This is a genomic window from Agrobacterium sp. DKPNP3, assembly GCF_052686535.1.
This window is the reverse complement of sequence record NZ_JBQYSN010000083.1, coordinates 1-22,473: the sequence shown is the minus strand read 5'-3', so window position 1 is coordinate 22,473 and position 22,473 is coordinate 1. Positions and strand designations below refer to the sequence as shown.

General features: G+C 60.4%; 21 protein-coding genes. 7 read left to right on the top strand and 14 right to left on the bottom strand.

The genetic code is table 11. The features are described from left to right. The 4 genes from ACUTJJ_RS19465 to ACUTJJ_RS19450 all read right to left on the bottom strand — a co-directional run. Positions 1–199, bottom strand: a 199-nt coding sequence (locus ACUTJJ_RS19465; protein ID WP_445543149.1) for an iron-sulfur cluster assembly protein, incomplete at its 3' end; no start/stop codon positions are given. A gap of 119 nt (positions 200–318) precedes the next feature. After that, positions 319–1,542 carry a CmpA/NrtA family ABC transporter substrate-binding protein gene (locus ACUTJJ_RS19460; RefSeq protein ID WP_445543148.1) on the bottom strand — a complete coding sequence of 408 codons (1,224 nt, stop codon included), beginning with the start codon at positions 1,540–1,542 and terminating at the stop codon, positions 319–321. Between the two features lie 77 nt (positions 1,543–1,619). Continuing rightward, positions 1,620–2,360: an autoinducer binding domain-containing protein gene (locus ACUTJJ_RS19455; protein ID WP_445543147.1), complete on the bottom strand. Its 741-nt coding sequence runs from the start codon at positions 2,358–2,360 to the stop codon at positions 1,620–1,622. A 208-nt stretch (positions 2,361–2,568) separates the two neighbouring features. Beyond that, positions 2,569–3,408, bottom strand: coding sequence for an IclR family transcriptional regulator (locus ACUTJJ_RS19450; RefSeq protein WP_296065171.1), 840 nt, complete (start codon positions 3,406–3,408; stop codon positions 2,569–2,571). A 110-nt stretch (positions 3,409–3,518) separates the two neighbouring features. Here ACUTJJ_RS19450 and ACUTJJ_RS19445 point away from each other — a divergent pair, with 110 nt between their 5' ends. Genes ACUTJJ_RS19445 through ACUTJJ_RS19430 form a run of 4 tightly spaced genes read left to right on the top strand, consistent with a single transcriptional unit; the run spans position 3,519 to position 6,740 of the window. Next, positions 3,519–4,289, top strand: a complete 771-nt coding sequence (locus ACUTJJ_RS19445) for an SDR family NAD(P)-dependent oxidoreductase (RefSeq protein ID WP_445543146.1) — start codon at positions 3,519–3,521, stop codon at positions 4,287–4,289. Further along, positions 4,289–5,203 carry a 2-dehydro-3-deoxygalactonokinase gene (locus tag ACUTJJ_RS19440; RefSeq protein WP_445543145.1) on the top strand — a complete coding sequence of 305 codons (915 nt, stop codon included), beginning with the start codon at positions 4,289–4,291 and terminating at the stop codon, positions 5,201–5,203. The genes ACUTJJ_RS19445 and ACUTJJ_RS19440 overlap by 1 nt, the downstream gene beginning before the upstream one ends. A gap of 15 nt (positions 5,204–5,218) precedes the next feature. After that, entirely contained in the window at positions 5,219–5,848 is a 630-nt protein-coding gene (locus ACUTJJ_RS19435; protein WP_144575666.1) for a 2-dehydro-3-deoxy-6-phosphogalactonate aldolase, read from the top strand. A 4-nt stretch (positions 5,849–5,852) separates the two neighbouring features. Continuing rightward, positions 5,853–6,740 (top strand): SMP-30/gluconolactonase/LRE family protein, encoded by an 888-nt coding sequence (locus ACUTJJ_RS19430; RefSeq protein WP_445543144.1) that lies wholly within the window; start codon positions 5,853–5,855, stop codon positions 6,738–6,740. Positions 6,741–6,789: 49 nt separating this feature from the next. Here ACUTJJ_RS19430 and ACUTJJ_RS19425 read toward each other — a convergent pair whose 3' ends face one another. Together ACUTJJ_RS19425 and ACUTJJ_RS19420 are read right to left on the bottom strand one after the other, a co-directional pair. Beyond that, positions 6,790–8,142, bottom strand: a complete 1,353-nt coding sequence (locus tag ACUTJJ_RS19425; RefSeq protein WP_445543143.1) for a putative bifunctional diguanylate cyclase/phosphodiesterase — start codon at positions 8,140–8,142, stop codon at positions 6,790–6,792. Between the two features lie 85 nt (positions 8,143–8,227). Continuing rightward, positions 8,228–9,847, bottom strand: coding sequence for a response regulator (locus ACUTJJ_RS19420; RefSeq protein ID WP_445543150.1), 1,620 nt, complete (start codon positions 9,845–9,847; stop codon positions 8,228–8,230). 390 nt (positions 9,848–10,237) lie between these two features. On the opposite strand from ACUTJJ_RS19420, the gene mutL reads away from it, so the two are divergent. Both mutL and ACUTJJ_RS19410 read left to right on the top strand, forming a co-directional pair. Next, the gene (gene mutL / locus ACUTJJ_RS19415) at positions 10,238–12,067 is read left to right on the top strand and encodes a DNA mismatch repair endonuclease MutL (protein ID WP_445543142.1); all 1,830 of its coding nucleotides are present in this window, start codon (positions 10,238–10,240) and stop codon (positions 12,065–12,067) included. A gap of 149 nt (positions 12,068–12,216) precedes the next feature. Then, the gene (locus ACUTJJ_RS19410; RefSeq protein ID WP_445543141.1) at positions 12,217–12,438 is read left to right on the top strand and encodes a DUF2093 domain-containing protein; all 222 of its coding nucleotides are present in this window, start codon (positions 12,217–12,219) and stop codon (positions 12,436–12,438) included. A 201-nt stretch (positions 12,439–12,639) separates the two neighbouring features. Here ACUTJJ_RS19410 and lpxK read toward each other — a convergent pair whose 3' ends face one another. From lpxK to ACUTJJ_RS19380, 6 genes are all read right to left on the bottom strand, one after another. Further along, on the bottom strand, positions 12,640–13,686 hold the full coding sequence (gene lpxK / locus ACUTJJ_RS19405) for a tetraacyldisaccharide 4'-kinase (RefSeq protein ID WP_445543140.1): 1,047 nt from the start codon (positions 13,684–13,686) through the stop codon (positions 12,640–12,642). 234 nt (positions 13,687–13,920) lie between these two features. After that, positions 13,921–14,658 (bottom strand): HAD family hydrolase, encoded by a 738-nt coding sequence (locus ACUTJJ_RS19400; RefSeq protein ID WP_445543139.1) that lies wholly within the window; start codon positions 14,656–14,658, stop codon positions 13,921–13,923. Beyond that, entirely contained in the window at positions 14,652–15,974 is a 1,323-nt protein-coding gene (gene waaA / locus ACUTJJ_RS19395) for a lipid IV(A) 3-deoxy-D-manno-octulosonic acid transferase (RefSeq protein WP_063947717.1), read from the bottom strand. Before waaA ends, ACUTJJ_RS19400 begins: the two co-directional genes overlap by 7 nt. Positions 15,975–16,188: 214 nt before the next feature. Next, positions 16,189–16,428, bottom strand: a complete 240-nt coding sequence (locus ACUTJJ_RS19390) for a DUF4170 domain-containing protein (protein ID WP_006313175.1) — start codon at positions 16,426–16,428, stop codon at positions 16,189–16,191. A gap of 61 nt (positions 16,429–16,489) precedes the next feature. Next, positions 16,490–17,296 carry a 3'(2'),5'-bisphosphate nucleotidase CysQ gene (locus tag ACUTJJ_RS19385; RefSeq protein WP_445543138.1) on the bottom strand — a complete coding sequence of 269 codons (807 nt, stop codon included), beginning with the start codon at positions 17,294–17,296 and terminating at the stop codon, positions 16,490–16,492. 93 nt (positions 17,297–17,389) lie between these two features. Further along, a complete protein-coding gene (locus tag ACUTJJ_RS19380; protein ID WP_144575682.1) occupies positions 17,390–18,736 on the bottom strand; it encodes a TldD/PmbA family protein in 1,347 nt (448 codons plus the stop codon). Positions 18,737–18,852: 116 nt separating this feature from the next. On the opposite strand from ACUTJJ_RS19380, the gene ACUTJJ_RS19375 reads away from it, so the two are divergent. Further along, positions 18,853–20,682, top strand: a complete 1,830-nt coding sequence (locus ACUTJJ_RS19375) for a monovalent cation:proton antiporter-2 (CPA2) family protein (RefSeq protein ID WP_445543137.1) — start codon at positions 18,853–18,855, stop codon at positions 20,680–20,682. A gap of 91 nt (positions 20,683–20,773) precedes the next feature. On the opposite strand, the gene ACUTJJ_RS19370 is transcribed toward ACUTJJ_RS19375, so the two are convergent. Together ACUTJJ_RS19370 and rsmD are read right to left on the bottom strand one after the other, a co-directional pair. Next, positions 20,774–21,700 carry a patatin-like phospholipase family protein gene (locus tag ACUTJJ_RS19370; RefSeq protein ID WP_445543136.1) on the bottom strand — a complete coding sequence of 309 codons (927 nt, stop codon included), beginning with the start codon at positions 21,698–21,700 and terminating at the stop codon, positions 20,774–20,776. A gap of 85 nt (positions 21,701–21,785) precedes the next feature. After that, a complete protein-coding gene (rsmD, locus tag ACUTJJ_RS19365; protein ID WP_063947713.1) occupies positions 21,786–22,343 on the bottom strand; it encodes a 16S rRNA (guanine(966)-N(2))-methyltransferase RsmD in 558 nt (185 codons plus the stop codon). Positions 22,344–22,473 lie beyond the last annotated feature (130 nt).

Sequence of the window (22,473 nt, the reverse complement as noted above, 5' to 3'; positions counted from 1 at the left end):
TGGCAGCCCGCTCGGCTGCAAGCCTGAGCGGTTCCATTTCCGACGCCTTGTCGGCAGGCACAGTGATCGAAAAATACGCCTTGCCGTCGGCGATGAAGATTTCCGAGACCATGCCGAGCGCGACGATGTTCTTATCGCCGCCAGGATAAATGACGGCCTCGAGCGCCTTTTCGACCTGACTTCTGCTGACCTCTGCCATAATCCTGCTCCCGCTACTTCATCCGATCGCTATTGCGTGCCATCCATAGACAAGCCTTGGCGCTTCGCCAATGGCAAAGCGTCATGGCGACGCATTCGTGACGACTTACCGCTGCGGTTTCAGATTTCGTCGTCCATCGCCAGCCTTTCAGGATCAAAGACGCGGCCGTCAAAAAAACAGTCGGGGCCGAGGACGAGGCCCGTGCGGGATGCGCCGACGTGAACGGGTTCCTTTAGGGTTCCCTCCAGCTTCAGATTGGCGCCGGGCACCGGAACGAAGAGCGGCTTCATGGCCTTGCGGAAAATATCCGGCCGGTAGGCGTTGCGGGCTGCCTCCACCATGGCTGCATCTTTACGGTAATCGGCCGAGACCTCGCCCCAACGCACCATCTGGCTGAAGAACCAGAGGGCCTGGCTTTGCCAGGGGAAATTGGCAGCCTTGGCGCTGGTGACGAAAAACTCCTGAAAACGCTGCATGTCCTTGAGCGAGGTGGAAATATAGCCCGTCAGTGCCGGCAGCAGATATTCGCCATTTTCATCGAGATATTGCGGGGCGGCCAGAATGCCGGCGAGTTCCTCGATATTCGTCGTATTCGCACACCATTCGCCGGCGCGGTAAAGCGCGCGCAGCAGGGCTTCCAGAACAGCAGCGTTGTTTTCCGCCCATGGCGTTTTCACCGCCAGTATCTTTTCGGGGGCGTTGTGCCAGACCAGCGCCCCCGTCGTAACAATGCGGCCGTTCCCCCCCAGCACCACGGCACTGCCTGCCGGCTCTGCCGCGCAGAGAGCATCGACCTCGCCACTTTCCAGCAGTCCCGGCATGGCCTTGGGCAAGGCTTCAACGATTTCCATATCGCGGCCGAGCAGCACGCCATAGCTGCCAAGCAGATATCGAAGGGTGTAAAGCGGCGTCGAAACAATGTCTTCGACGGCAAAAACCGGGGGCTTTCTACCCTCCGTGCGTCGCGCCGCACAGACGCGGGCCATGGCCCGTCCGAAGGCCCCGGGATCGGGCAGCTTCAACCCCTCACGATACAGCTCGTCATAAAAGTCATGGGAAACGGTCGTTGCCGATCCGCCAAGGGAGAGCGTGAAAACGCCGACGATATTGGCCGGCAGATCATCGAGGCCAACGGCGGAGCCGACGGGCACCGGTGCGGGAAGGTGGGCAACATGGATATCGTCGTTGCCGAGTGCCGACAGCACAGTGGAGGCGGAGGGCTGTCGGTAGAGATCAAGATCGATGCCTTCATCGGCAGCAAAGCCTTTTTCGGCAGCGGCTATCAGCACGGCGCAATCGATAGTCGGAGAAAATCCCGCTTTAATCCTATGCCGTTCCGGCAACGATTTCTCCTTTCCGGTGATTCGGAAGGAGGATCGCCCAGGATGCGCTTTATCACAATGAAAAAATTACGGTTTCGCTACTTTATGATGCCGACGCGCAGGGCCTTCGCAACGGCCTGGGTGCGGTTGACCGTATCGAGTTTTTTCGTGGCTCGATTGAGATAGTGATTGATGGTGTGTTCCGACAACATCATGATCTCTGCGATCTCCGCACTGGTCTTGCCGGCGGCGGTCCAGTTCAGGCAGTCAATCTCGCGCTCGCTCAATGTTTCGGGAACACGCAGATCAAGACGGCGGATCTCGGACAGGCGGGCAAAGACATGCGCGGAGATGTAAAAAAGCTCGGCCAGCCGCGCCTCGGGAAGCACCGTCTTGTTGCCGGAAAAGGAGACGGCACCGCGTGTGAGCGTGACATCATGCACCGGAAACCAGACGGAATTGATCATCTCGAAGCGTTCGAAAAGCGCAACCACGCTTTTCTTCAGCACGTACCCCTCGCCTTCGACCAGAAATTCCAGCGAGACGGAAAAGGGCACGGTGGATTTTCTGAGCTGCGCCATGACCCGGCTGTGCTGCAACTCCCCTTCTTCATCATAACGTTGCAGCAGTTCGGCTGGCCAGCTTGTGATGACAGTGTATTGCGACAATTCGCTCGAGACCTCGGTGGAGAGGTCAAGCACCATGAAAGCCTTGAATTCCCACGCCTCGGTCAGCCGCTTCAGGAAGCGGAAAATATCGAACTGCGTGTTAAGGCCAGCGATCTCGCGAACGCAATCAACACCAATCGACTTTAAGGCTGCCGCCTCTGTTTTCTGCATGAAAGCTGTTCTTCGAGAAAGAGAAATGCCGCTGCAAAGGCTGCCTTTGCGCGGCAATTGTTGCGGATGTTACTCAACAAAATGATTCACGCAAACGAAAGTTGAAAATAAATTTCGAATAGTCGGAAATAGTATTGGAAGATGGTCAGCGAAGCGCCTTGCGGCCTGTTCCACCATCGAAGTCTGCAGATTGACCGGCTTGTTTTCTTCAATTTCCTGCAACCGGGGATAATCTGCAGGCAAGATCAGCGGAAATATTGTCGGCGGTTTGACGCAACAGGGGAGCCCACCGTCGAAGCTGGGCGATATCCACACGATAGGCGGGACCAGTGACAGATATCGCCGCCCGGAAGTTGCGGCCCGGCGCGCGGACAGGCGCGGCTACACAGTGAATTCCGAGCTCATGCTCCTGAAGGTCGAAACCGTAACCGTTCTGGAAAATCGCTTCCACATCGGCAACGAGCGCTTCAGCAGTCACAATCGTATTGTCGGTGAAGCGGTGATACTCCAGTTCCGCCGCCAGTCGGGTCAGCTCTTCAACGGGCAGCAGCGATAGCGCTGCCTTGCCCACCCCGGTGCAATAGACCGGGGAGGTTTTGCCGACCTGCGAGTGCATACGCAATGTATGCTGACCTTCCATCTTGTCGAGATAAGTGACCTGATTACCATTCAACACGGCGAGATGGACGGATTCCTGCGTCGCCTGCTGCAAGGCAGACAGATGCGGACCCGCGACGCTGCGCAGGTCGTTGCCGCTCCATGCCTTTGCGGCCAATTGTAACAGCCTCAGCCCAACCGCGTAGGTCTGGTCGGCCGCATGATCGACAAGTCCTTCGGCAACAAGATGGGAGAGCTGGCGATGGACCGTGCCGCGCGGCTGGCCGCAGGCGTCGACCACATCGGTAAAGCGCATGGGTTTTTCGGCAAAGGCGATCAATTCAAGCAACGAGACGGCCTTGCCGAGTGTGCCGGTATCCGTCCCGCGTTTCTGCCGCGGGGTTGGAACCGCCTCAGGCTCCTGCCCATTGTGGTTTTTATGATCGGACATGACAATCCACCGCCATTTGCCTTGACATGACGGTCACGCCAAGAGAATAATTCCATCTATTAAAATCTAGTTCCGAATATTGGAACAATCAAGCGTTCTTGGATGAGATGATGCCGATGACACAAGCCCGATTTCCAGACCTCAAGGATGCGGGCGTGCTGGTCACGGGCGGCGGGTCCGGCATCGGGGCAAGTCTGGTGGAAGCCTTTGCCATGCAGGGCGCGAAGGTCTCGTTCATCGACATCGCCGAAGAGCCGAGCGTTGCACTCGTCAAGCGGCTTGCGGCGACCGCCGAGCATCCGGTCCATTTTTTCAAAACCGATATGCGGAATATAGCGGCGATCGGGAAGACGGTGGAGGCAGCGGCCTCCGCCACCGATGGCATCAAGGTCCTGGTCAACAATGCCGCCTGGGACGATCGTCATGACATAGACGCCGTGACGGAAGCCTATTGGGATGCCAATCAGGCCGTCAATCTCAAGCAGATGTTCTTTACCGTCCAGGCCGCCCTGCCCTATCTCAGACAGGCGGCGGACGCATCCATCGTCAATTTCTCGTCGATCTCGTTTTTGCTGAACATGGGCGAACTGCCGTCCTATGCAGCGGCGAAGGCCGGAATCATCGGGTTGACGAAAAGCCTTGCCGGCCGGCTGGGGCCGGAGAATATCCGCGTCAACACGCTGCTGCCCGGCATGATCGTGACGGAGCGGCAGAAGGAACTGTGGCTCACGGATGAGGGCATTGCCGCCACCACCGCGCGGCAATGCCTGAAGCGCACGCTCGTCGCCGCCGATCTCTCGGGCCCGTGCCTGTTTCTCGCATCATCGGCATCAGGCGCCATCACGGCGCAATCCATAATCGTAGACGGAGGCCTCCTATAATGTCCGAACCCGCTTTCATCGCCGTCGACTGGGGCACGACCAGTTTCCGGCTCTGGCTCCTGAGCCGGTCGGGCGCGGTGCTGGCAGAACGCAGAAGTTCGGAGGGCATGACCACGGCCATGCGGACCGGTTTTGCCGAGGTCCTGCAATCGCATCTTGACGCCATTGGCGCGCCTGAAGGCTTGCCGGTTCTTGTCTGCGGCATGGCGGGCGCGCGACAGGGCTGGGTTGAAGCGGGCTATATCGACGTGCCGGCATCGCTTTCGCGGGTGCTTGATGGCGCGGTTCGCGTCCCTGAGCAGGTGCGGGATGTTCGCATTCTGCCGGGGCTGGCGCAACGGGATAAAGATGCGCCCGACGTGATGCGCGGCGAGGAAACGCAATTGCTCGGCGCCCTCGCCTCCTCCGGGGCGGGTGAAGCGCTGGTCTGCATGCCGGGCACCCATTCGAAATGGGTTACCGTCCGGGATGGCGGCGTGACGGAATTTGCCACCTTCATGACCGGCGAACTCTTCGACGTCATTTCGAAGCAGACCATCCTTTCCCATGCGGTGGCAGACGCCGGCGCCTTTACCGGCGAGCATGCCGCCTTCACGGCAGCGGTCCGCGACATCTACGCCACGCCGCAGCTTGCGACCAATCGCCTTTTCACCCTGCGCTCCGGCCAATTGCTGCACGGCCTCACCGCCACGGACGCCAAAGCCAAGCTCTCCGGTATCATGATCGGACTGGAAATCGCTGGCGCTCATTCGGCTGCAACACGAGACACGCCGGTGGTTCTGATCGGTTCCGGTGCGCTTGGCGCGCTTTACGAAGCCGCCTTCACCGCGCTTGATATCCACTATACGGTCATTGACGCCGACGACGCCGTGCGGCGCGGATTGCTGGCCGCTGCCAGTGCCATCTGGCCATAAGAAGAAAGACCGACCATGCGTATTCCCTTTCCGTCCATCAAATATCCGCTGATCGCCATTCTGCGCGGCCTGAAACCCGAGGAAACCGAAGGCGTCGTCGGCGCGCTGATCGAGACCGGCTTCCGCGCCATCGAGATCCCTCTCAACTCACCCGACCCCTTCCAGTCCATCGAAATCGCCGCAAAGATGGCGCCGGCGGATTGCCTGATCGGGGCTGGCACGGTCCTCAGCGTCGACGACGTCGCTTCTCTCGACGCCGCCGGCGGCAAGCTTATGGTAAGCCCCAATGCCGATGCTGAGGTCATTACCGCAGCGCGTGAAAAGGGAATGGTGACGATGCCGGGTGTTCTCACCCCAACTGAAGCGCTGGTGGCCGCGAAGGCAGGTGCCACCGGGCTCAAATTTTTCCCCGCCAGCATCATCGGCCCAGCGGGTATCAACGCGATCAGGACCATCCTGCCCAAGGATCTGGTGATTGCCGCTGTCGGCGGCGTTTCCGACAGGAATTTTTCGGAATACACGTCGGCCGGCATTACTGCCTTCGGGCTCGGCACCAGCCTTTACAAGCCCGGCATGACGGCTGCCGACGTGCGTGAACGCGCAACCGTCACCCTGTCAGCCTATGATGCAGCCATTGGAGGATAACAGCGTGGCAACAGTTTTTCCGTTTACCGGACGTGTTCTTGACGATACCCCCATGCTGCTCGGCGAGGGGCCGACCTTCGATCCGGCGACGGGGACCGCCTGGTGGTTCAACATTATAGGCCGCGAACTGCATGAGTTGCACTTCGCCTCCGGCCGCAAGACCGTGCACACGCTGCCCTTCATGGGAAGCGCGCTTGCGAAGGTGAGCGACAGCAAGCAACTGATCGCCTCCGATGATGGCCTGTTCCTGCGGGATACGGCAACAGGCGTGCTGAGCCTGCATGCAGAACTTGAAAGCGACATGCCCGGCAACCGCTCCAATGATGGACGCGTCCACCCCTCCGGCGCACTCTGGATCGGCACCATGGGCCGCAAGGCGGAGACCGGCGCCGGCAGCATCTATCATGTCGCCAAAGGCACGGTGACAACGCTGTTTTCGGATATCAGCATTCCGAATTCGATCTGCTTCTCGCCTGATGGCGCGACGGGTTATTTCGTCGATACCGACGTCAACAGGCTGATGCGCGTTCCGCTCGATGCCGCGACCGGTCTGCCGACCGGCAAGGCGGAGCTCTTTAACGATTCCAGCGAAGCCGATGGTGGCGTCGACGGATCAGTCTGCGATGCCGAGGGGCACATCTGGAATGCACGCTGGGGCGAAGGCGCGGTCGATCGCTATGATGCCAACGGCAACCATATTGCCCGATATGAAGTGCCTGCCGGACAGACCACCTGCCCCGCCTTCATCGGCCCCAATGCCTCGCGCCTGCTCGTCACATCAGCGCGTGAGAATCTCGATGAGGACGCGATTGCCGAAAATCCGCAGCACGGCTTGACCTTCGAACTCGGTGTCGACGTCAAGGGCAGGTTCGAGCCGCTCTACAAACTCTGAGGGAAGATCGGGCATTGCGCATCCCAGCGAATGCCGGATACAAACCATCTCAGGAGATATCCGATAATATCTCCCGATAGTTTTCGTGCAGGTATCGCTGGGTGGCAGCGGCATCGGCAGGGCGACCGTAAAAATAGCCCTGCCCCATAGCGCAGCCAAGCGCGCGCAGTTTTTCCTCTTCCGCCCGCTCTTCTATCCCTTCCGCCACCACTTCGAGATCAAGCCCTTCGCACATCGCAACGATGGCCTTGATGATATGTTCGGAAGGACGGTCACTGCTGATGCGGGACACGAAGGCGCGGTCGATCTTGACCTTGTCGAAGGTAAAGTCACGCAGCCGGCCAAGACTCGACTGGCCGGTGCCGAAATCGTCGAGCGAGATGCGCACGCCCGCCCCCTGTAGCTCGCTGATGATGCGCTGGGCGGTATCGGCCGAGGTCATGACGGCCGTTTCGGTGATTTCCAGCTCCAGCCGGTGCGGATCGAGCCCGACACGCGCGAGAATGGACAGGATATTGTCCGACGTGCTGGGGTCCATCAACTGCGCAGAAGACAGGTTGAAGGAGAGAAAAAGCTCACGCGGCCAGAACAGCGCCGCTTCGGCCGCCTTCCTGAGCAGCGTCTCGGAAAGCGCATCGATGAAACCGCGTTCTTCGGCGAGCGGAACGAAAACGGCAGGCGATACGAAACCGAGGTCCGGATCGTTCCAGCGGGCGAGCGCCTCGAACCCGATGACCTTCGCTTCTTCCAGCCGGACGATGGGCTGGAAATGCACGTCGATGGCATCGGTGATGATAGCGTTTCTGAGCGCCTGCTCCAGCTGCGTGGCACGCTTCATTTCCTGCGCGATTTCCCGCGAATAGACGGTGATCTGGCCACGGCCGCGCCGTTTCGAGCGGTAGAGCGCGGTCTCGGCGCTTTTCAGCAGATCCTCGAATTCATCGCCGGCGAAGGGATAGATGGCAAAACCGAAAGACGATGACAGGCGGACATTGCGGTCACCCAGATCGTAAGGGGCCGACAGCACGTCCTTGATCATGTTGCCGATGCGCTCCGCGCCAGTGCGCTCGAAAACCAGCGGCAGCACGAAGGCAAACTCGTCGCCGTCATGGCGCGTTACGATGGCACCATCGGGAATGCAGGCCTTTAGCCGGTGCGCCACCTGGCAAAGGATTTCATCGCCCGCCTGAACGCCGAAAAGATCGTTGATGGGTTTGAAACCGTCGATATTGGCAATACCGACCGTAAAGGGCGCAGGATCGCTGGACCGTTCGCTCGCAAGCATGCGGATCTTGTCCCGCAGGCGGTAGCGATTGCCGAGCCCCGTCAGCGGATCGCTATAGGCCATGGCCTGCAGCTCATTCTGGCTGACCTGCAACGCCTGCGGCTCTGCCCGTTTCATTCCTGCATCTCGTGAATCCTGTGTCGACGCGCACACAATGCAGGGCAAGTATTAAAAAAGCCATAGCCTTGAGAGGACGGAATTCTCAGGCGTGCAGCCGCAGGGCGTCCTCGCCGATCAGCTTCAGGAAAATGGCTTCAACCATGTCCGGGCTCACGGGTTTCAGCAGCATGTCGTCCATGCCCGCGTCGAGACATTTATCGAGGTCTCCGTCGAAGGCGTGGGTGATGACGCCAACGATGGGAATATGCCTGTCGCCGCCCAGCCCGCGCATCCGCCGGGCAGCTTCAAAGCCGTCGATATCGGCTAGCGTCGTGTCCAGCAGCACGATGGATGGCGGTTGTTCTGCAAAAAGCCGCAGGGCCTCTTCCCCCGTGGTCGCCAGCCGCCAGGAGAGCCCGAGGCCTTCCAGGATCTGGGAAAAAACGATCTGGTTGACCCTGTTGTCCTCAACGAGAAGAACGTCGCCCACCCGACCTGTGCCTGCAAAGTCGGGAAGGTCGTCGGTCGTGATCTCCCAATCCTGTTCGGCGTCCTTCGTTTTCGGCAGGGCCTTGAAAGCCGCGGCGAGGTCACGCAGGAGAGAAGCGTCGATGTCTTCCTGCTCGATCGTGACGACGGACAGACCATGCGCTTCAGCGATATCGAGGCACGCGACACTCATCTGAGCGTCAACGACGACCACATCGATGGTGACACCGGCAGAGGCCGCAACATCGATAAAGGCGCGTTGCTCATCCTCGCTTCTCACCGCCGCGTGATCCATGCCGCCCGCAGCGAGCTGCCGTCCGGCCTCTTCGGCAAAGCCCACGCTTTCAGAGACGATCAGGACAGCCTTGCTCTTTAAAAGCTCGCTTCGGCTGTCGACATCGCCGTCCTTGCCGTAAACGGACGACACAAAGGGGACATGTTCCAGCGACGGGATGATGGGTGTACCGGTCTCATCGACCGTCGCGAGAGCGGTCACATCCTCCATGGTCGTGACGAGGAAATACCGGCCGGCCCGGCCCACACGGTGCTTGCGGGTAATGGCCAGGACTTCTTCGCCGTTCAGGCGCCGCACCCTTTCAGGGATCAGCGCCGGGATGCCGCTATCCAGCACCTTGCGATCCGCTGCGTCGATCCGGCGGGCAACCTTGCGCGAGTGAAGATCGAAAACCGTGCGGCCGAGAATGCTCTCCGCGCTCGTCTCCACCAGCGCACAGGCGGATTTGTTAACGGCGGCATAGGCGAGATTACGATCCTTGACGAAGACGGGAAAAGGCAGGTTATCGAGGATGTCTTCGATCAGCTGGACGCGCTCGAGATCGATGCGCCACTGCTCCTCCCGCTTCTTCTGCTCGGAAATATCGGCGATAACGCTAATGCCAAGGCCGGATGGCAGGCGGTTCATGACGAAGCGTAAGAACCGCTCCCCCTTCAGCCGTTCCGTCTTTTCCGACCGTTCTTTCCAGTGCAGCGCCAGTCGTTCGCCGATCCACTCCTCACGTCCCAGCTGGCGGGCATTGGCGTGGAGGCTGTCGGCCTCCACGAGATAACAATCGTAAAGGGCGTTCAGATAGTCGCGCAGACGTGCGCCCGGACCGATGACGGCCTCTTCGAGCGGAAAGAAACTGAGAAGCTTCCGGCTGGCAAACAGGATGTGATCATTGCGGTCGCAAACGACGACCGCCGCGCCAAGCGCGTCGCAAAGGGCATCAAGCATCAACGTATGAACGCCCGCGCCAGAGGACGCCAAATCACTCAACTGCAAACTCCCGCCTGTTTTTCAGGGGTCAGGCCTATGTTTCTGGAGGAATCGCCAGGAGCGATTGCCGGGATGAAACGAAAAAGAGGACATCAGGGTTTGCCACTTGAAGCAGTCTTGAGGGGAAGATGACGCTCACCCAAAGTCGACGTCACACACCGCCAAATGAAGGCGGCCCCGTTCCTGCGGTCATTTCAAGCCGGCTCACCATAATCGAGGCCGATTAAAGGCGGATTAACGCTTAAGCCCTCCCGACTATAAGAATGAGATGCTGCAAAACAGGTGAAAACCTGTCCCGGTCCGGTTTTCCCCTTTCGAAGCTGTGGCGAATCCGCGAAAATGATGATCATGGCCATCAAGCAGCTCTCAGAAACTCTCATCAACCAGATTGCCGCCGGAGAGGTCATCGAAAGACCGTCCAGCGCCACGAAGGAACTCGTCGAAAACGCTATTGACGCGGGCGCCACCCGCATCGAGATTGCAACGGCTGGCGGCGGCAAGGGCCTCGTGCGGATCACCGACAATGGCTGTGGCATGTCGCCGGCCGATCTGGAGCTTGCGGTCAGGCGGCACTGCACCTCGAAAATATCCGACAATCTCGACGATATCCGCACCCTCGGTTTTCGTGGCGAGGCCCTGCCCTCCATCGGTTCGGTCGCCAAGCTGACGATCACGAGCCGGCAGCAGGGTGCGCAGCAGGGCTCGGTGATTTCGGTTACCGGGGGCAAGGTTTCGGATGTGCGGCCGGCCGCCTCCAATGCAGGCACCATCGTTGAGGTGCGCGATCTGTTTTTCGCCACCCCTGCCCGGCTGAAATTCCTGAAGACGGAACGCGCCGAGGCCGCGGCCATCACGGAAGTCGTCAAGCGCATGGCGATCGCCTTCCCGCATATCCGTTTCGTGCTGTCAGGTACGGATCGGTCGACGCTCGAAATCCCCTCGACGGGAGACGACCACCTCGCCCGCATGGCGCAGATTCTCGGTGCCGACTTCAAGGATAATGCGATTGAAATCGATGCGGGCCGTGAGGATGTGACGTTGACCGGTTATGCCGGCGTTCCCACGTTCAACCGCGGCAACTCCGCGCATCAATATGTCTTTGTCAACGGACGCCCGGTTCAGGACAAGCTGCTTTTATCCGCCATTCGCGGCGCCTACGCCGAAACCGTGCCGCATGGGCGCTACCCGGTCGCGGTGCTGTCGATCACGCTCGATCCCGCTTTTGTGGATGTGAACGTGCATCCGGCGAAATCTGACGTGCGGTTTCGCGATCCCGGCCTCATACGGGGGCTGATCGTCGGCGCGATCCGCCAGGCGCTGACGCGCGATGGCGACAGGGCTGCAACGACGGGTGCGAGCCAGATGATGAATGCCTTCCGCCCGGGCTACAGTCCCTCGGGCCTGCGACCCTCCCCCGCCATGGCCGCAACCACATCATGGTCCGCGACCACATCGCCCTCAAGGCCGCTTCCCGTTTCCGGCAACATGCAGTTTGCGGAAGCGGGCCAGTCGCGCTTTTACGACATGACCATGCCCACCGCGCGGGCGGAGCCACGGGAAATGTACGAGGCTGCGGCCACAGCGCCCGAGCCGGCGCGCTACCCGCTTGGGGCCGCGCGGGCGCAGCTGCACGAAAACTACATCATCGCGCAGACGGAGAGCGGCCTTGTCATCGTCGATCAGCACGCCGCCCACGAGCGGCTTGTGTTCGAGCAGATGCGCACGGCGCTGCACGCGAAACGACCGGCTTCCCAGGTGTTGCTCATTCCAGAAATCATCGACCTGCCCGAGGAAGATTGCGACCGGCTGATGGAGCATGCGGCCGGTTTCGATGCACTGGGCCTCGTCATCGAACGTTTCGGGCCGGGCGCAGTTGCTGTCAGGGAAACGCCCGCCATGCTGGGAGAGGTCAATGTGCAAGGGCTGGTGCGCCAGCTTGCCGATGAGATCGCCGAATGGGATGCCGCTTCCACGCTTGCGAACAAGTTGGAATATGTCGCGGCCACCATGGCCTGCCACGGCTCCGTCCGCTCCGGCCGGCGCATGCGGCCGGAAGAGATGAACGCCCTGCTGCGGCAAATGGAAAACACGCCGGGTTCCGGCCAGTGCAATCATGGCCGGCCGACCTATATCGAATTGAAACTTTCCGATATAGAACGGCTCTTCGGTCGAAGCTGACGCCTTCTCAAATGCAAGGGCGTCAGGGCTGGCCTTGAGCCGCCCCGGCCTATATAAATTCAGATATTGGAGCATCCGGATTGTTCAGGAGAACGCTGCGCCGTTTCGGACTGGGTGCCCTGACAGGACAGAGCAGGAGACGAAAACGGATGAACAAATTTGAAGGAGGCGGAAACCGCCCTGCCGTCATCGAATATCTCGACGGTGACTTCCGCATCGTCCAGACCGGCTCGCATGTCATCTGCGCCGTGACAGGCAAAACCATCCCGCTCGACGAGCTGCGCTACTGGAGCGTCGCCCGGCAGGAGGCATATCTGGATGCGGCGGCTTCGCTGGAGGCTGAAAAGAAAGACCGGGGTCTTCCGGCATAGGCCGAAACAGGCGTGCTGACGCGTTTCCGTCTTCAAAGCGGCGTTCTCAGCTGCAGTTTCAAAGGCGGCTGGCACCCTCACTTGACTTCATCCCCGGCCGTATGCCGAAGAGCTGCCTATGTCGTATAAATCGATAGGGTGCAGATGCTCGGGACAGGCCGAGCACGACGCAGAAGCGGTTTCCGGACCTTCGACAATCTCTTAAAACGACGTCCGCGCATTTTCCCGCAGCAGCCGGGCGCGACAATGTGCCACCGCCGTTTCGATGATCGTGCCAGCCGCATGGGGATCATCGAACACCATGTCGATTTCGATCACCTGGCTGTTCCACAGAAGCTCCTCGGCCCGGCCGTGGTGTCCGCGCAGCCGCACCGCATCCTTTGCGGTCGTGATCAGCTGCAAATGCTGTTTTTCGGAATCCTTCAGAAGATCGTCAATTTCATCGTCGCTGAAATGATGATGATCGGGGAAGGAGCGGCTCTGCACGATCTCCCCGCCGAGCGCCTCGACCGTTCGATAGAATTTGCCGGGATCGGCAATACCGGCAAAAGCCAACACGCGCTTGCCCCGGAAATCTTCCGGCTCCTGCGGCGTAATTGCGGCCACAAAAACGGGTTTGGCGGCCTTTGCCGCCTGCCGCACCAGCGGATCGGCGGCATGGCCCTTGCCCACTTTGAGCAGTCCGGTCATCTGCCGCATCTGCTCGGCAAGCGGCGCTCTCACCGGACCGCCCGGCACAAGATGGCCATTGCCTATGCCGCGCACCGTATCGATCACCAAAAGCGCATAATCGAGCGTGAGCCGTGCACTTTGGAAACCATCGTCCATGATGATAAGATCGACGCCTTCCTTCACAAGCCTGCGGGCACCTTCCACGCGTCTGCGCGAGATGACCGTCACGGCCTCGCGCGCGAGAAGAAGCGGCTCATCGCCGACATCGGCGGCGCGGTGGTGCTGCGCATCGACAAGCGTGGTCACATCAAGCGTGCCGCCATAACCGCGGCTCAGGAAACCGGGCTTCATTCCCCTCGCGAGCGCGGCCCGCGCCACGGTGACCGCCGTCGGCGTTTTCCCCGCCCCGCCAACCGTGAAATTGCCGATGCAGATGACCGGGACGGGAACGCTTGCCCGTTTTGCCGTCCGCATGCGCCGGCCGGCGACCTTGCCATAAAGAAGCGAAAAAGGTGACAGGAGCCATGCCTGCCAGCCTGCTTTCTGCCACCAAAAGGGCGGCGCTTCAGAAACCATCTATTCCCGCTCCCGGCCGCATCGCCCACGGCATTCCATTCGCCATTCCACGTCTGGGAGGTTGTTTGCCAGAAAAAACCGTAAATTGCAAAAAGCTCTCCGTCATTCCGGCCCTGAGCCGCAATCCATCCGGACGCGTCTGCGCGGCGAGAAGAGTCTTTTCAGCCCAAAGACTTGGGCTGGCTGGATTCCGCCTCGAGGCCGGAATGGCGGAAGAGATGGGCGGTTCCCGCCTTAAACAGCCCGTTCCGGCAGCAGGGCTTCAAGCCCGGTGATGTCATCGAAACAATAATGGGCATCCGCCCCCAGGCTTTCGCGCGAGCCGGTGCCGGTGAGAACAGCGACCCTGAGACCCGCGCCGGCGTTTTTTGCCATATGGAGATCGTGGTTATTGTCGCCGACAACGGCCACGCGGTCGGGAGCGATACCGATCGCCTTACAGAAGCCGAGGACCATGCCGGGCTGCGGCTTTGTGCCGTAACCGCTGTCATAACCCGCCACGAAATCGATATCGCTTTCAAAACCAAAGCGAATGGCGGTCTGACGAATGGAATTTTCATTGTCGCTGGAGGCGATGCCGAGCTTATAACCTCGCGCCTTCAGCCTTGCAAAAAACGCCTTGAGATCGGTGACGGGCACCGATTTATCCGCCGCCTCCGTGAACAACCGGTCGAGACGAGCCGTCAGTTCCAAGACATCGCAAGGCGAGCCGGCGGCAACGAGACCGGCGGCGATTTCCGCCGTATTGCCGGCGGCGAGCAGGCTGTCAGGCACGACATGGCCGGTCACGGGGTCCATGCCGCAGGCGACAAGAAGCCTGTCGGCTAACGCGGGATCGCCCCTGGCTGCAATCGCCGCCAGTTCCCGGTTCACCGGACCCCAGCTCGCATCATAACCTAGAAGTGTGCCGTCCTTGTCGAAGAGCACAGCGGCAATCGATTGTGCCGGGTCAAGTTGGATATCCGCTACCATGAACCGATGGCACTCCGTGGCTGCAACTTGGCCGAGACCGTCAGCGGATTGATATAGGGCTCAAGAGCCTTGACGGTCAGGGAAAGCGCACCGCGCATATCCTGAATGACGCGGTTGCCAGCATCGATCATCTTGTAACGCTCATTGTCGTTGACCAGCAGGTAATGCACCGCCTTGGCCAGCATTTCGACATCCCGGATGATGCGCGCGCCACCGGCCCGGATGAGCTTCTGATAGGCCTCGCGGAAATTCTGAACATGCGCGCCGGAAAGAACGGCACAGCCGAGCATGGCTGGCTCCAGCGGGTTCTGCCCGCCCTCCGCCGTCAGGGAGCGGCCGACAAAGGCAAGTTCGGTCAAACGCAGGTAGAGCCCCATTTCGCCGATGGAATCGCCAAGGAAAACATCGGTTTCAGGGGTGATGGCGTCATTCCGGCTGCGGCGGGCGACCGACAGGTTCATCGCCTTCAACATCGCTTCCACCTCATCGCCACGCTCGGGATGGCGTGGCACGATGATGGTCAACTGGCCGTTTCGGGACTTGATAGCCGCATGCACGGTGGCCGCCGCCTTCTCCTCGCCGTCAAAGGTCGAGATCGCCGCCCATGTCTTGCGACTACCGATCTGTTTTCGATAGGTCTCCAGAAGCGCGTCATCGCAGGGCGGCGGGTCCGTGTCGCCCTTAAGGTTTCCCGAAATCACCACCGGCCAGGAGCCGAGATCGCGGAAACGTTCGGCATCGAGATCGGATTGCGCCACCACGAGCGCCAACTTGGAAAACAGCGATTCAGCAATATCGTGACGGTTGTTCCAGCGGTCGAAGGACCGGTCCGAGAGACGCGCGTTCACACGGATCTGCGGAATGTGGCGACGCTCCAGTTCCATCATCGTCACCGGCCAGATTTCGGACTCAGCCGTGATGGCAGCATCGGGTGCCCAGTAGGTCAGGAAACGGTTGACGGCAATCTTGATATCGAGCGGCACATATTGGTGGATCACATCGTCCCCCAGCCGGGTTCGTGTAAGTTCCGCCGACGTCACCGTGCCCGTGGTGAGGAGAACGAAAATATCGCGCTTGCGGATTTCGCGGATCAGCGGGATGAGAGCGAGCGTTTCGCCGACACTTGCGGCGTGGAACCAGACGAGCGGTCCGCGCGGGCGCTCGGCGCTGGCGTAACCGAAACGCTCCAGCCGGCGGCGCTTGTCTTCCTTGCCCTTGGCGGCACGATAGGAAAGATAGGGTTTGGCGAATGGGTAAGCGGCGATACCGGCAATACGGTAACCGGAGAGAGCGAAACGTGCGATACGGCTGCTCATGACATTCTGTCCTTGATCATTCCGCGCAATGCCCTGCCCCTGTGCTGTTGTTATCGCCGCCTACTTCTTCTCAAATTGCGTCATTTTTTGTCATCGGAAACGAAAGCGCGATCACATTTTCTCGTGTCGCAATACCGTGTCCTGCCGTCTCAAGCAGGAATCACGGGTAGGCCCGCCTTCACCCAATAGTATTACAACGCAAGGGCAAAAGGACTCAAATTTTATCGTCGGGATTGAGAAGACGGTGCATGTGCACGATAAAATAACGCATATGGGCGTTATCGACGGTCATCTGCGCCTTGGACTTCCAGGCGGTCAGCGCCGAAGCGTAATCCGGATAGATGCCGACGATGTCGAGCGCATTCAAATCCCGGAACTGAACATCCTGAAGGTTTTCCAGTTCGCCGCCGAAAACGAGGTGCAGCAGCTGTTTCGGTTTGCCAGTTTCCGTCATATCTTTATCTCTTTCTTGAATTCTGAGAGAGGCCTTCATCTGCGGGATTTCCCGCCAAACGTCAACCGTCAGACGGATGTGAAAACGCTTTCAAAAGTGCTGGCAGCGCATAATTTGCTGCGGCGCACAAGGCGGGGTGGTTCACCTGGCGGCGATTATACATCAGAGGTTTGCCATCGAGCCCCGCAAGCTGGCCGCCGGCGCGTTCGAGGATCAGATCGGCGGCGGCCAGATCCCACTCGTGCGAGTTCGGCAGGACCAGCGTTCCGTCGATGCGGCCATCCGCCACCATGGCCAGTCGGTAGGCCAGTGAAGGCACATGCGGGACGCGCTCGACGTTATTGCGCATCGCTTCCGGCAGCCGCGTGATCGTTTCTGCGGCGGCGGCGAGGTGAAACGGGCCGGCATTGCCAAGGCTCGCGGTGATGGGGCTGCCGTTTTTCATCGCCAAACCGCCTTCTATCGCGGCGAACTCCTCCGACAGAGCCGGTGCGACGAGCACGCCCACCACCGGTCGCCCTTCATGCACCACGGCAACGCTGATGCACCACGTATCCCTGCCGTTAATGAAGGCGCGTGTGCCATCAATGGGATCGACGACGAAGACCGTCGTACGCGCCAGCCTGTCCGTATCGTCATCCGTCTCTTCGGAAAGCCAGCCGTATTCAGGCCGGGCGGCGCGCAGAATGGTTTCCAGAATCTCATTGGCGGCATAATCCGCTGCGCTGACGGGCGAAAGCCCGCCATTCTTCCACCAAACCTCGGGGTCCTTACGGAAAAAACCCAGCGCCGTCTCGCCCGCCTTGCGGGCGGCTTCAAGCACCAATCTCAGATCGGAGGCCCAGCGGGCCTCAGCCATAGTGTTCATCTTGCCGTCTTTTCCGCGCGCCTCAAACGGCGCGCCCGTTTTTCCCTTCGCACTTGCACATAAAGTGCCGGCGAAAACAACCCGCAGGCCGCGTCACTTGCCCGCGATCGTCATGCCTTCAATGGCAAGCGTCGGGGCCGCTACGCCATATTTGCGGTCGATATCATTGGCCGGCGTGACCCGCATGAACATGTCCTTCAGGTTGGAGGCGATGGTGACTTCGGAGACCGGGAAGGTCTTTTCGCCATTCTCGATCCAGAAGCCGCTTGCGCCGCAGCTATATTCGCCGGTGATCATATTGGCGCCGTGGCCAATGAGTTCTGTGACGTAAAAGCCCGATCCGACCTGGCTCAGCAAATCCTCCGGCGACAAGTCGCCCGGTTCGAGCGCGAGATTGGTCGAGGCGGGCGAGACCGATGTGCCGCCGCGCACGCCGCGACCGTTTGTTTCAAGGCCGAGTTCGCGCGCGGTCGAGGTGGAGAGAAACCAGTGCTTCAAAACGCCGTCCTCGATCATCGTCATTTTTTCGCCGCGCACACCTTCGCCGTCGAAAGGACGGGATGAAGGACCACGTACGATCTGAGGATCGTCGGTGAGATAAAGACCTTTTTTCAGCACCTGCTGGCCCATCTTGTCGCGCAGGAAGCTGGTCTTGCGGGCAACCGAAGCGCCGTTGATGGCACCGGCGATTGCGCCGACAAAACCGCGCGCGATCCGCGGATCGAAGACCACCGTGATGTTGCTGCCGGTATCGACCTGCCGCGGGCCGACGCGACGCACGACTTTTTCACCGGCGCGGCGGCCGATCTCTTCGGCTGCATCGAGATCGGCGTAATAAAGGCGACTGTCGAAATCGTAGTCGCGCTCCATCTTTGTGCCTTCGCCAGCGATGACGCTGACCGAACGGCTGAAGCGGCTGCCCATGTAGCTGCCGGCAAAGCCATGCGAGGTGACGAGTACGAGACCGCCCATACCGCTCGATGCACCCGCGCCCGAAGAATTGCTGACGCCCTTGACCGAGAGGGCCGCCTCTTCCGCAGCAAGGGCCGCTTCCCGAAGCTGATCCGCCGAAACGTCCGTCGCGTCGAAAAGCTGGAGATCGTCATAGGATGTCGCCAGCCGTTCCTTGTCCGCAAGACAGGCAAAGGGGTCTTCCGGCGAAACCTTCGCCATGGCGACAGCCCGCTCGGCCAACGTTTTCAGGTCAAAGCCCGGATTGGCCGAAACGCTGGCCACCCGGCGTCCAACGAAAACACGCAGCGAAAAATCGTCGCTTTCGGAGGATTCGGTGCTTTCCACCTTGCCCAGCCGCACGCCGACCGATTGCGAGCGGGAGCGGACGACAACTGCATCGGCCTCATCGGCGCCGGCGGCGCGGGCGAGGTCTACAAGTTCGCTGGCGCGATCGAGAAGTTTGGAAGAATCTATTTCTGAGGACATGAGTTGGCCTTTCATTCCTGTTCCATTTATTGTGCCAGCAACCCCGCATCAAGGGCGAAACGCCGCTTTCTCCTTCAGCACCGCGTTGTCGCCGCCTTATTCGAAAGTCCGCCACCATGACCGAGCACGACGCTCTCTTTTCCGAACCCCTGCTGCTTCTGGCCGGTGCGGTCATTGCGGCGTCTGTTTTCCGCAAGCTGGGCCTTGGGACTGTGCTCGGCTATCTCGTGGCCGGCATCATCATCGGACCGTTCCTGCATCTGGTCACGGATGCGAAGGACATCTTCAACGTCTCCGAACTCGGCGTGGTTTTCCTGCTCTTCATCATCGGGCTGGAACTCAAGCCATCGCGCATCTGGCAGATGCGGCGCGACATTCTGGGGCTGGGGCTGGCGCAGGTGCTGGTGACCGGCAGCGCGCTGGCGGCAATCGCGTGGTGGGCAGGGCTGATCGACTGGCGCGGAAGCGTGGTGGCCGGGTTCGGTCTTGCGCTTTCCTCCACGGCCTTTGCGCTGCAGATTCTCGAAGATGACGGCGACATGAACACGCGGCACGGCAACCGCTCCTTTTCGATCCTGCTGTTTCAGGATCTTGCCATCGTGCCGCTGCTGGCGCTCGTCACCATTCTTTCCAACCGGCCCGATGTGCCGACGGATTCGATGGTGTCCGATCTCATCGCTTCCGTCGTCGCGGTGGCCGGAATGATCCTTGCCGGGCGGTATCTTCTCACCCCCATGTTCCAGATCATCGCCCGCACCGGCGCACGCGAGGTCATGATTGCGGCGGCCCTTTTTGTCGTCATCGGTGCAGCGGCCATCATGGAAAGGGTCGGCCTGTCGATGGGCATGGGCGCGCTGCTGGCGGGGCTGATGTTGTCTGAATCATCCTATCGTCACGAGTTGGAAGCCGATATCGAGCCATTTCGTGGCCTGTTTCTGGCGCTGTTCTTCATGGCTGTCGGCATGTCGTTGCATATCCATATCGTCTGGGAGCATCTGGTCCTCATCCTCATCGCCGTGCCTGCCATGATGGCGGTCAAGGGCGCGCTGATCTATGGGGTATGTCGCATCGCCGGTTCGTCGCGCTATGCGTCGAGCCGCATTGCCCTGCTGCTTGCGCAGGGCGGCGAGTTCGGTTTCGTGCTTTTCACGACGGCTGCCGCGTCGGGTTTATTCCCGCAGGCAACCGCCTCGATCCTTGTCGCCGTGGTCACGCTTTCCATGGCCCTAACACCGCTTCTGGCGGTGATTTCCAGGCGTCTGACGGCGGAGGACGCGGAGGAAGACAAGCTTGAGGAGGATTTCGATGGCGCGGGCGCGGATGTGCTGATGATCGGCTTTTCCCGTTTCGGCCAGATTGCTTCACAGATCCTGCTTGCCGGCGGTCGCGACGTGACCGTCATCGACAGTTCGGCCGACCGCGTACGTCAGGCCTCGCGGTTCGGCTTCCGTATCTTTTTCGGCGATGGCACCCGCAAGGACGTGTTGATCGCCGCGGGGATCGAACGGGCCGATCTCGTGGCGGTCTGCACCCATAAAAAGGACGTGACCGACCGCATCATCGACATGATCCAGTCGGAGTTTCCAAGCGTGCGTCTTTACGCCCGCTCCTATGACCGCATTCATTCGCTCGACCTCAGAAAAAAGGGCGTTGAATATGAAATCCGCGAGACGCTGGAATCAGGTCTTCTGTTCGGCAGGCGCATTCTGGAAGGGTTGGACATGGACGGCGAAAGGGCGCTCGCCATCGCCGACGACATTCGTGAACGCGATGAACAGCGGCTGGAACTGCAAGCGGTCGAAGGCCTCGCGGCAGGACGGCAGATGCTGCACAACAAGCCTGTGCGCGAGGTGAAGCCGGAGCCGCTGATGAAACCGAAGAACAAGGCGGAAAGGCGGGAGGAAGACGAGGATGCGCAGGATAGCGAGACGGAAGTTTCGCTGTGAACTTCGCGGCGATATTTGGGAGCACGCCGCTTGTTTCTTCCCCCCAACGGGGAGAAGAAACGCGCAGCACCCGCCCGTTCTTAGCGATTATTCAAGCCTCCACGCCCTGCCCGCGATGAAACAGCTCCACCTGCATCTCGATCTGCCGTTTCAGATCATCCTTGATGCCGGCCGAAGCATTCAGTACCTCCTCCGACTTCAAAAAATCCAGCACGCCGAAGCGGTGCACCGGCGGGCGCAGGAAAATGTGTGGCGGGCGCAATCTGAGCTTGAGGGCAATCGCCGCCTGCATCATCAACTGGCTGGCGCCGAACAGGCTTTCCAATCGGCTGGGCATGGTGGTTCCATCCCCTTCCGGGCCACCGACGACATCAACGCCGATCACGATATCGGCGTGGTCAAGCAGATGCTCATAGGGGACCGGATTGAAGATGCCGCCATCGATCATGATGCGACCGTCGATACGAACCGGCATGAACAGCGCCGGAATGGCGGCTGAGGCCGCCAGCGCCTCAATGATCTCACCGCTTTCGACCACCACTTCGGTCTGTGCGTAATAATCGGTTGTTATGACTTTCAGCGGAACGGCGAGTTCGGAGAACTCCTTCGGCAACGCCTGTGGCATCAAGGCGTGAAGAATAAGTTCGAGATTGAACTGTCCGAAGCGAAAGCCATGGGCTGCGTGGCGCATCGAAGCGGGACCCAGGCTCCAGAGCCGGTTGGCGACGGAGCCCTTGCGCCCCATGAGTTCGAGCGTGTACTCGCGAATGTCGCGGCCTGACATGCCGGCAGCCATGCCCGCGCCGATGATGGACCCGATGGAAGAACCGGAGATTGCGACCGGCCGGATGCCGAGTTCGTCAAGCGCCTCGACGACATTGATATGGCAGATGCCGCGCGCGCCGCCGCCGCCGAGCGCCAGTCCGAATGTCGGCTCATGGCCTTTTTGACCGTCGCGCCCGGGAACCTCTTCTCCGGCGCTGACGATCGTGATCCCCTCGTTGCCAGCCTGCTCCATGCAAAACACCCCAGAAGTTTACCACGGTAAGGGTTCTGCCTATTGCGCAAACAAGACAAGACCGTGACTGACGGGGCGTGTCCCGTCAGGGCTCGTAGCGATAGAAATGCATTTTCGTGTCGCCGAAGATGCGGCTTTCGAGCAGCTTGAACGCCGGATCGACATTGACTGCCACATCGCCGCGCTCTTCCAATATGGCAAGCGCGCCGGGGTTCAGCCAACCGCCGGTATGGGCCGCCGCAAACGCCTTTTCGCCGTGGCCGTGACCATAGGGCGGATCGGCGAAAAGAAGATCGAAGGGCTCGATGTTGTTGACGCCGCCGAGCTTGGTGGCGTCACGCCGCAGGATACGGGCGCGACCATGCAGGCCGAGCGCATCGATGTTTTCCCACAGAAGGCCCCTGCCCTCGACGCCGTTCTCGACGAACAGCGCCACGCGACAGCCGCGCGACAGCGCCTCCAGCCCAACCGCACCCGTTCCGGCGAAAACGTCCAGAACGCGCGTGCCGTCAAGACTTTCCGGATAGGCGTGGCTCAGAATGTTGAAGAGGCTTTCCCTCGTCCTGTCGATGGTCGGACGAATGGAATTCGATTTCGGCGCGGCCAATGTGCGGCCGCGAAACTCACCGCCTACGATCCGCATTACGTGTCATTCCCCTGCCTCCAGAAGGTTTGCCACCCGGGCCTTTGCCGCCCGGCTTGCCGCCACCGGGACCACCGGGGCCTTTGCTCTTGCCTGAGAAACCAGAACGCTCGCCACGCTCGCCCGATTT

Bases quoted from the DNA above. Each gene is read 5' to 3' on its own strand.
- rsmD (WP_063947713.1), bottom strand. From the start codon at position 22,343: ATGCGGATCGTAGGCGGTGAGTTTCGCGGCCGCACATTGGCCGCGCCG.
- ACUTJJ_RS19375 (WP_445543137.1), top strand. From the start codon at position 18,853: ATGACCGAGCACGACGCTCTCTTTTCCGAACCCCTGCTGCTTCTGGCC.
- ACUTJJ_RS19370 (WP_445543136.1), bottom strand. From the start codon at position 21,700: ATGGAGCAGGCTGGCAACGAGGGGATCACGATCGTCAGCGCCGGAGAA.
- ACUTJJ_RS19425 (WP_445543143.1), bottom strand. From the start codon at position 8,142: ATGAAACGGGCAGAGCCGCAGGCGTTGCAGGTCAGCCAGAATGAGCTG.
- ACUTJJ_RS19435 (WP_144575666.1), top strand. From the start codon at position 5,219: ATGCGTATTCCCTTTCCGTCCATCAAATATCCGCTGATCGCCATTCTG.
- mutL (WP_445543142.1), top strand. From the start codon at position 10,238: ATGGCCATCAAGCAGCTCTCAGAAACTCTCATCAACCAGATTGCCGCC.
- ACUTJJ_RS19450 (WP_296065171.1), bottom strand. From the start codon at position 3,408: ATGTCCGATCATAAAAACCACAATGGGCAGGAGCCTGAGGCGGTTCCA.
- ACUTJJ_RS19445 (WP_445543146.1), top strand. From the start codon at position 3,519: ATGCCGATGACACAAGCCCGATTTCCAGACCTCAAGGATGCGGGCGTG.
- ACUTJJ_RS19400 (WP_445543139.1), bottom strand. From the start codon at position 14,658: ATGGTAGCGGATATCCAACTTGACCCGGCACAATCGATTGCCGCTGTG.
- ACUTJJ_RS19385 (WP_445543138.1), bottom strand. From the start codon at position 17,296: ATGAACACTATGGCTGAGGCCCGCTGGGCCTCCGATCTGAGATTGGTG.
- waaA (WP_063947717.1), bottom strand. From the start codon at position 15,974: ATGAGCAGCCGTATCGCACGTTTCGCTCTCTCCGGTTACCGTATTGCC.
- lpxK (WP_445543140.1), bottom strand. From the start codon at position 13,686: ATGGTTTCTGAAGCGCCGCCCTTTTGGTGGCAGAAAGCAGGCTGGCAG.
- ACUTJJ_RS19410 (WP_445543141.1), top strand. From the start codon at position 12,217: ATGAACAAATTTGAAGGAGGCGGAAACCGCCCTGCCGTCATCGAATAT.
- ACUTJJ_RS19455 (WP_445543147.1), bottom strand. From the start codon at position 2,360: ATGCAGAAAACAGAGGCGGCAGCCTTAAAGTCGATTGGTGTTGATTGC.
- ACUTJJ_RS19380 (WP_144575682.1), bottom strand. From the start codon at position 18,736: ATGTCCTCAGAAATAGATTCTTCCAAACTTCTCGATCGCGCCAGCGAA.
- ACUTJJ_RS19440 (WP_445543145.1), top strand. From the start codon at position 4,289: ATGTCCGAACCCGCTTTCATCGCCGTCGACTGGGGCACGACCAGTTTC.
- ACUTJJ_RS19390 (WP_006313175.1), bottom strand. From the start codon at position 16,428: ATGACGGAAACTGGCAAACCGAAACAGCTGCTGCACCTCGTTTTCGGC.
- ACUTJJ_RS19420 (WP_445543150.1), bottom strand. From the start codon at position 9,847: ATGCTTGATGCCCTTTGCGACGCGCTTGGCGCGGCGGTCGTCGTTTGC.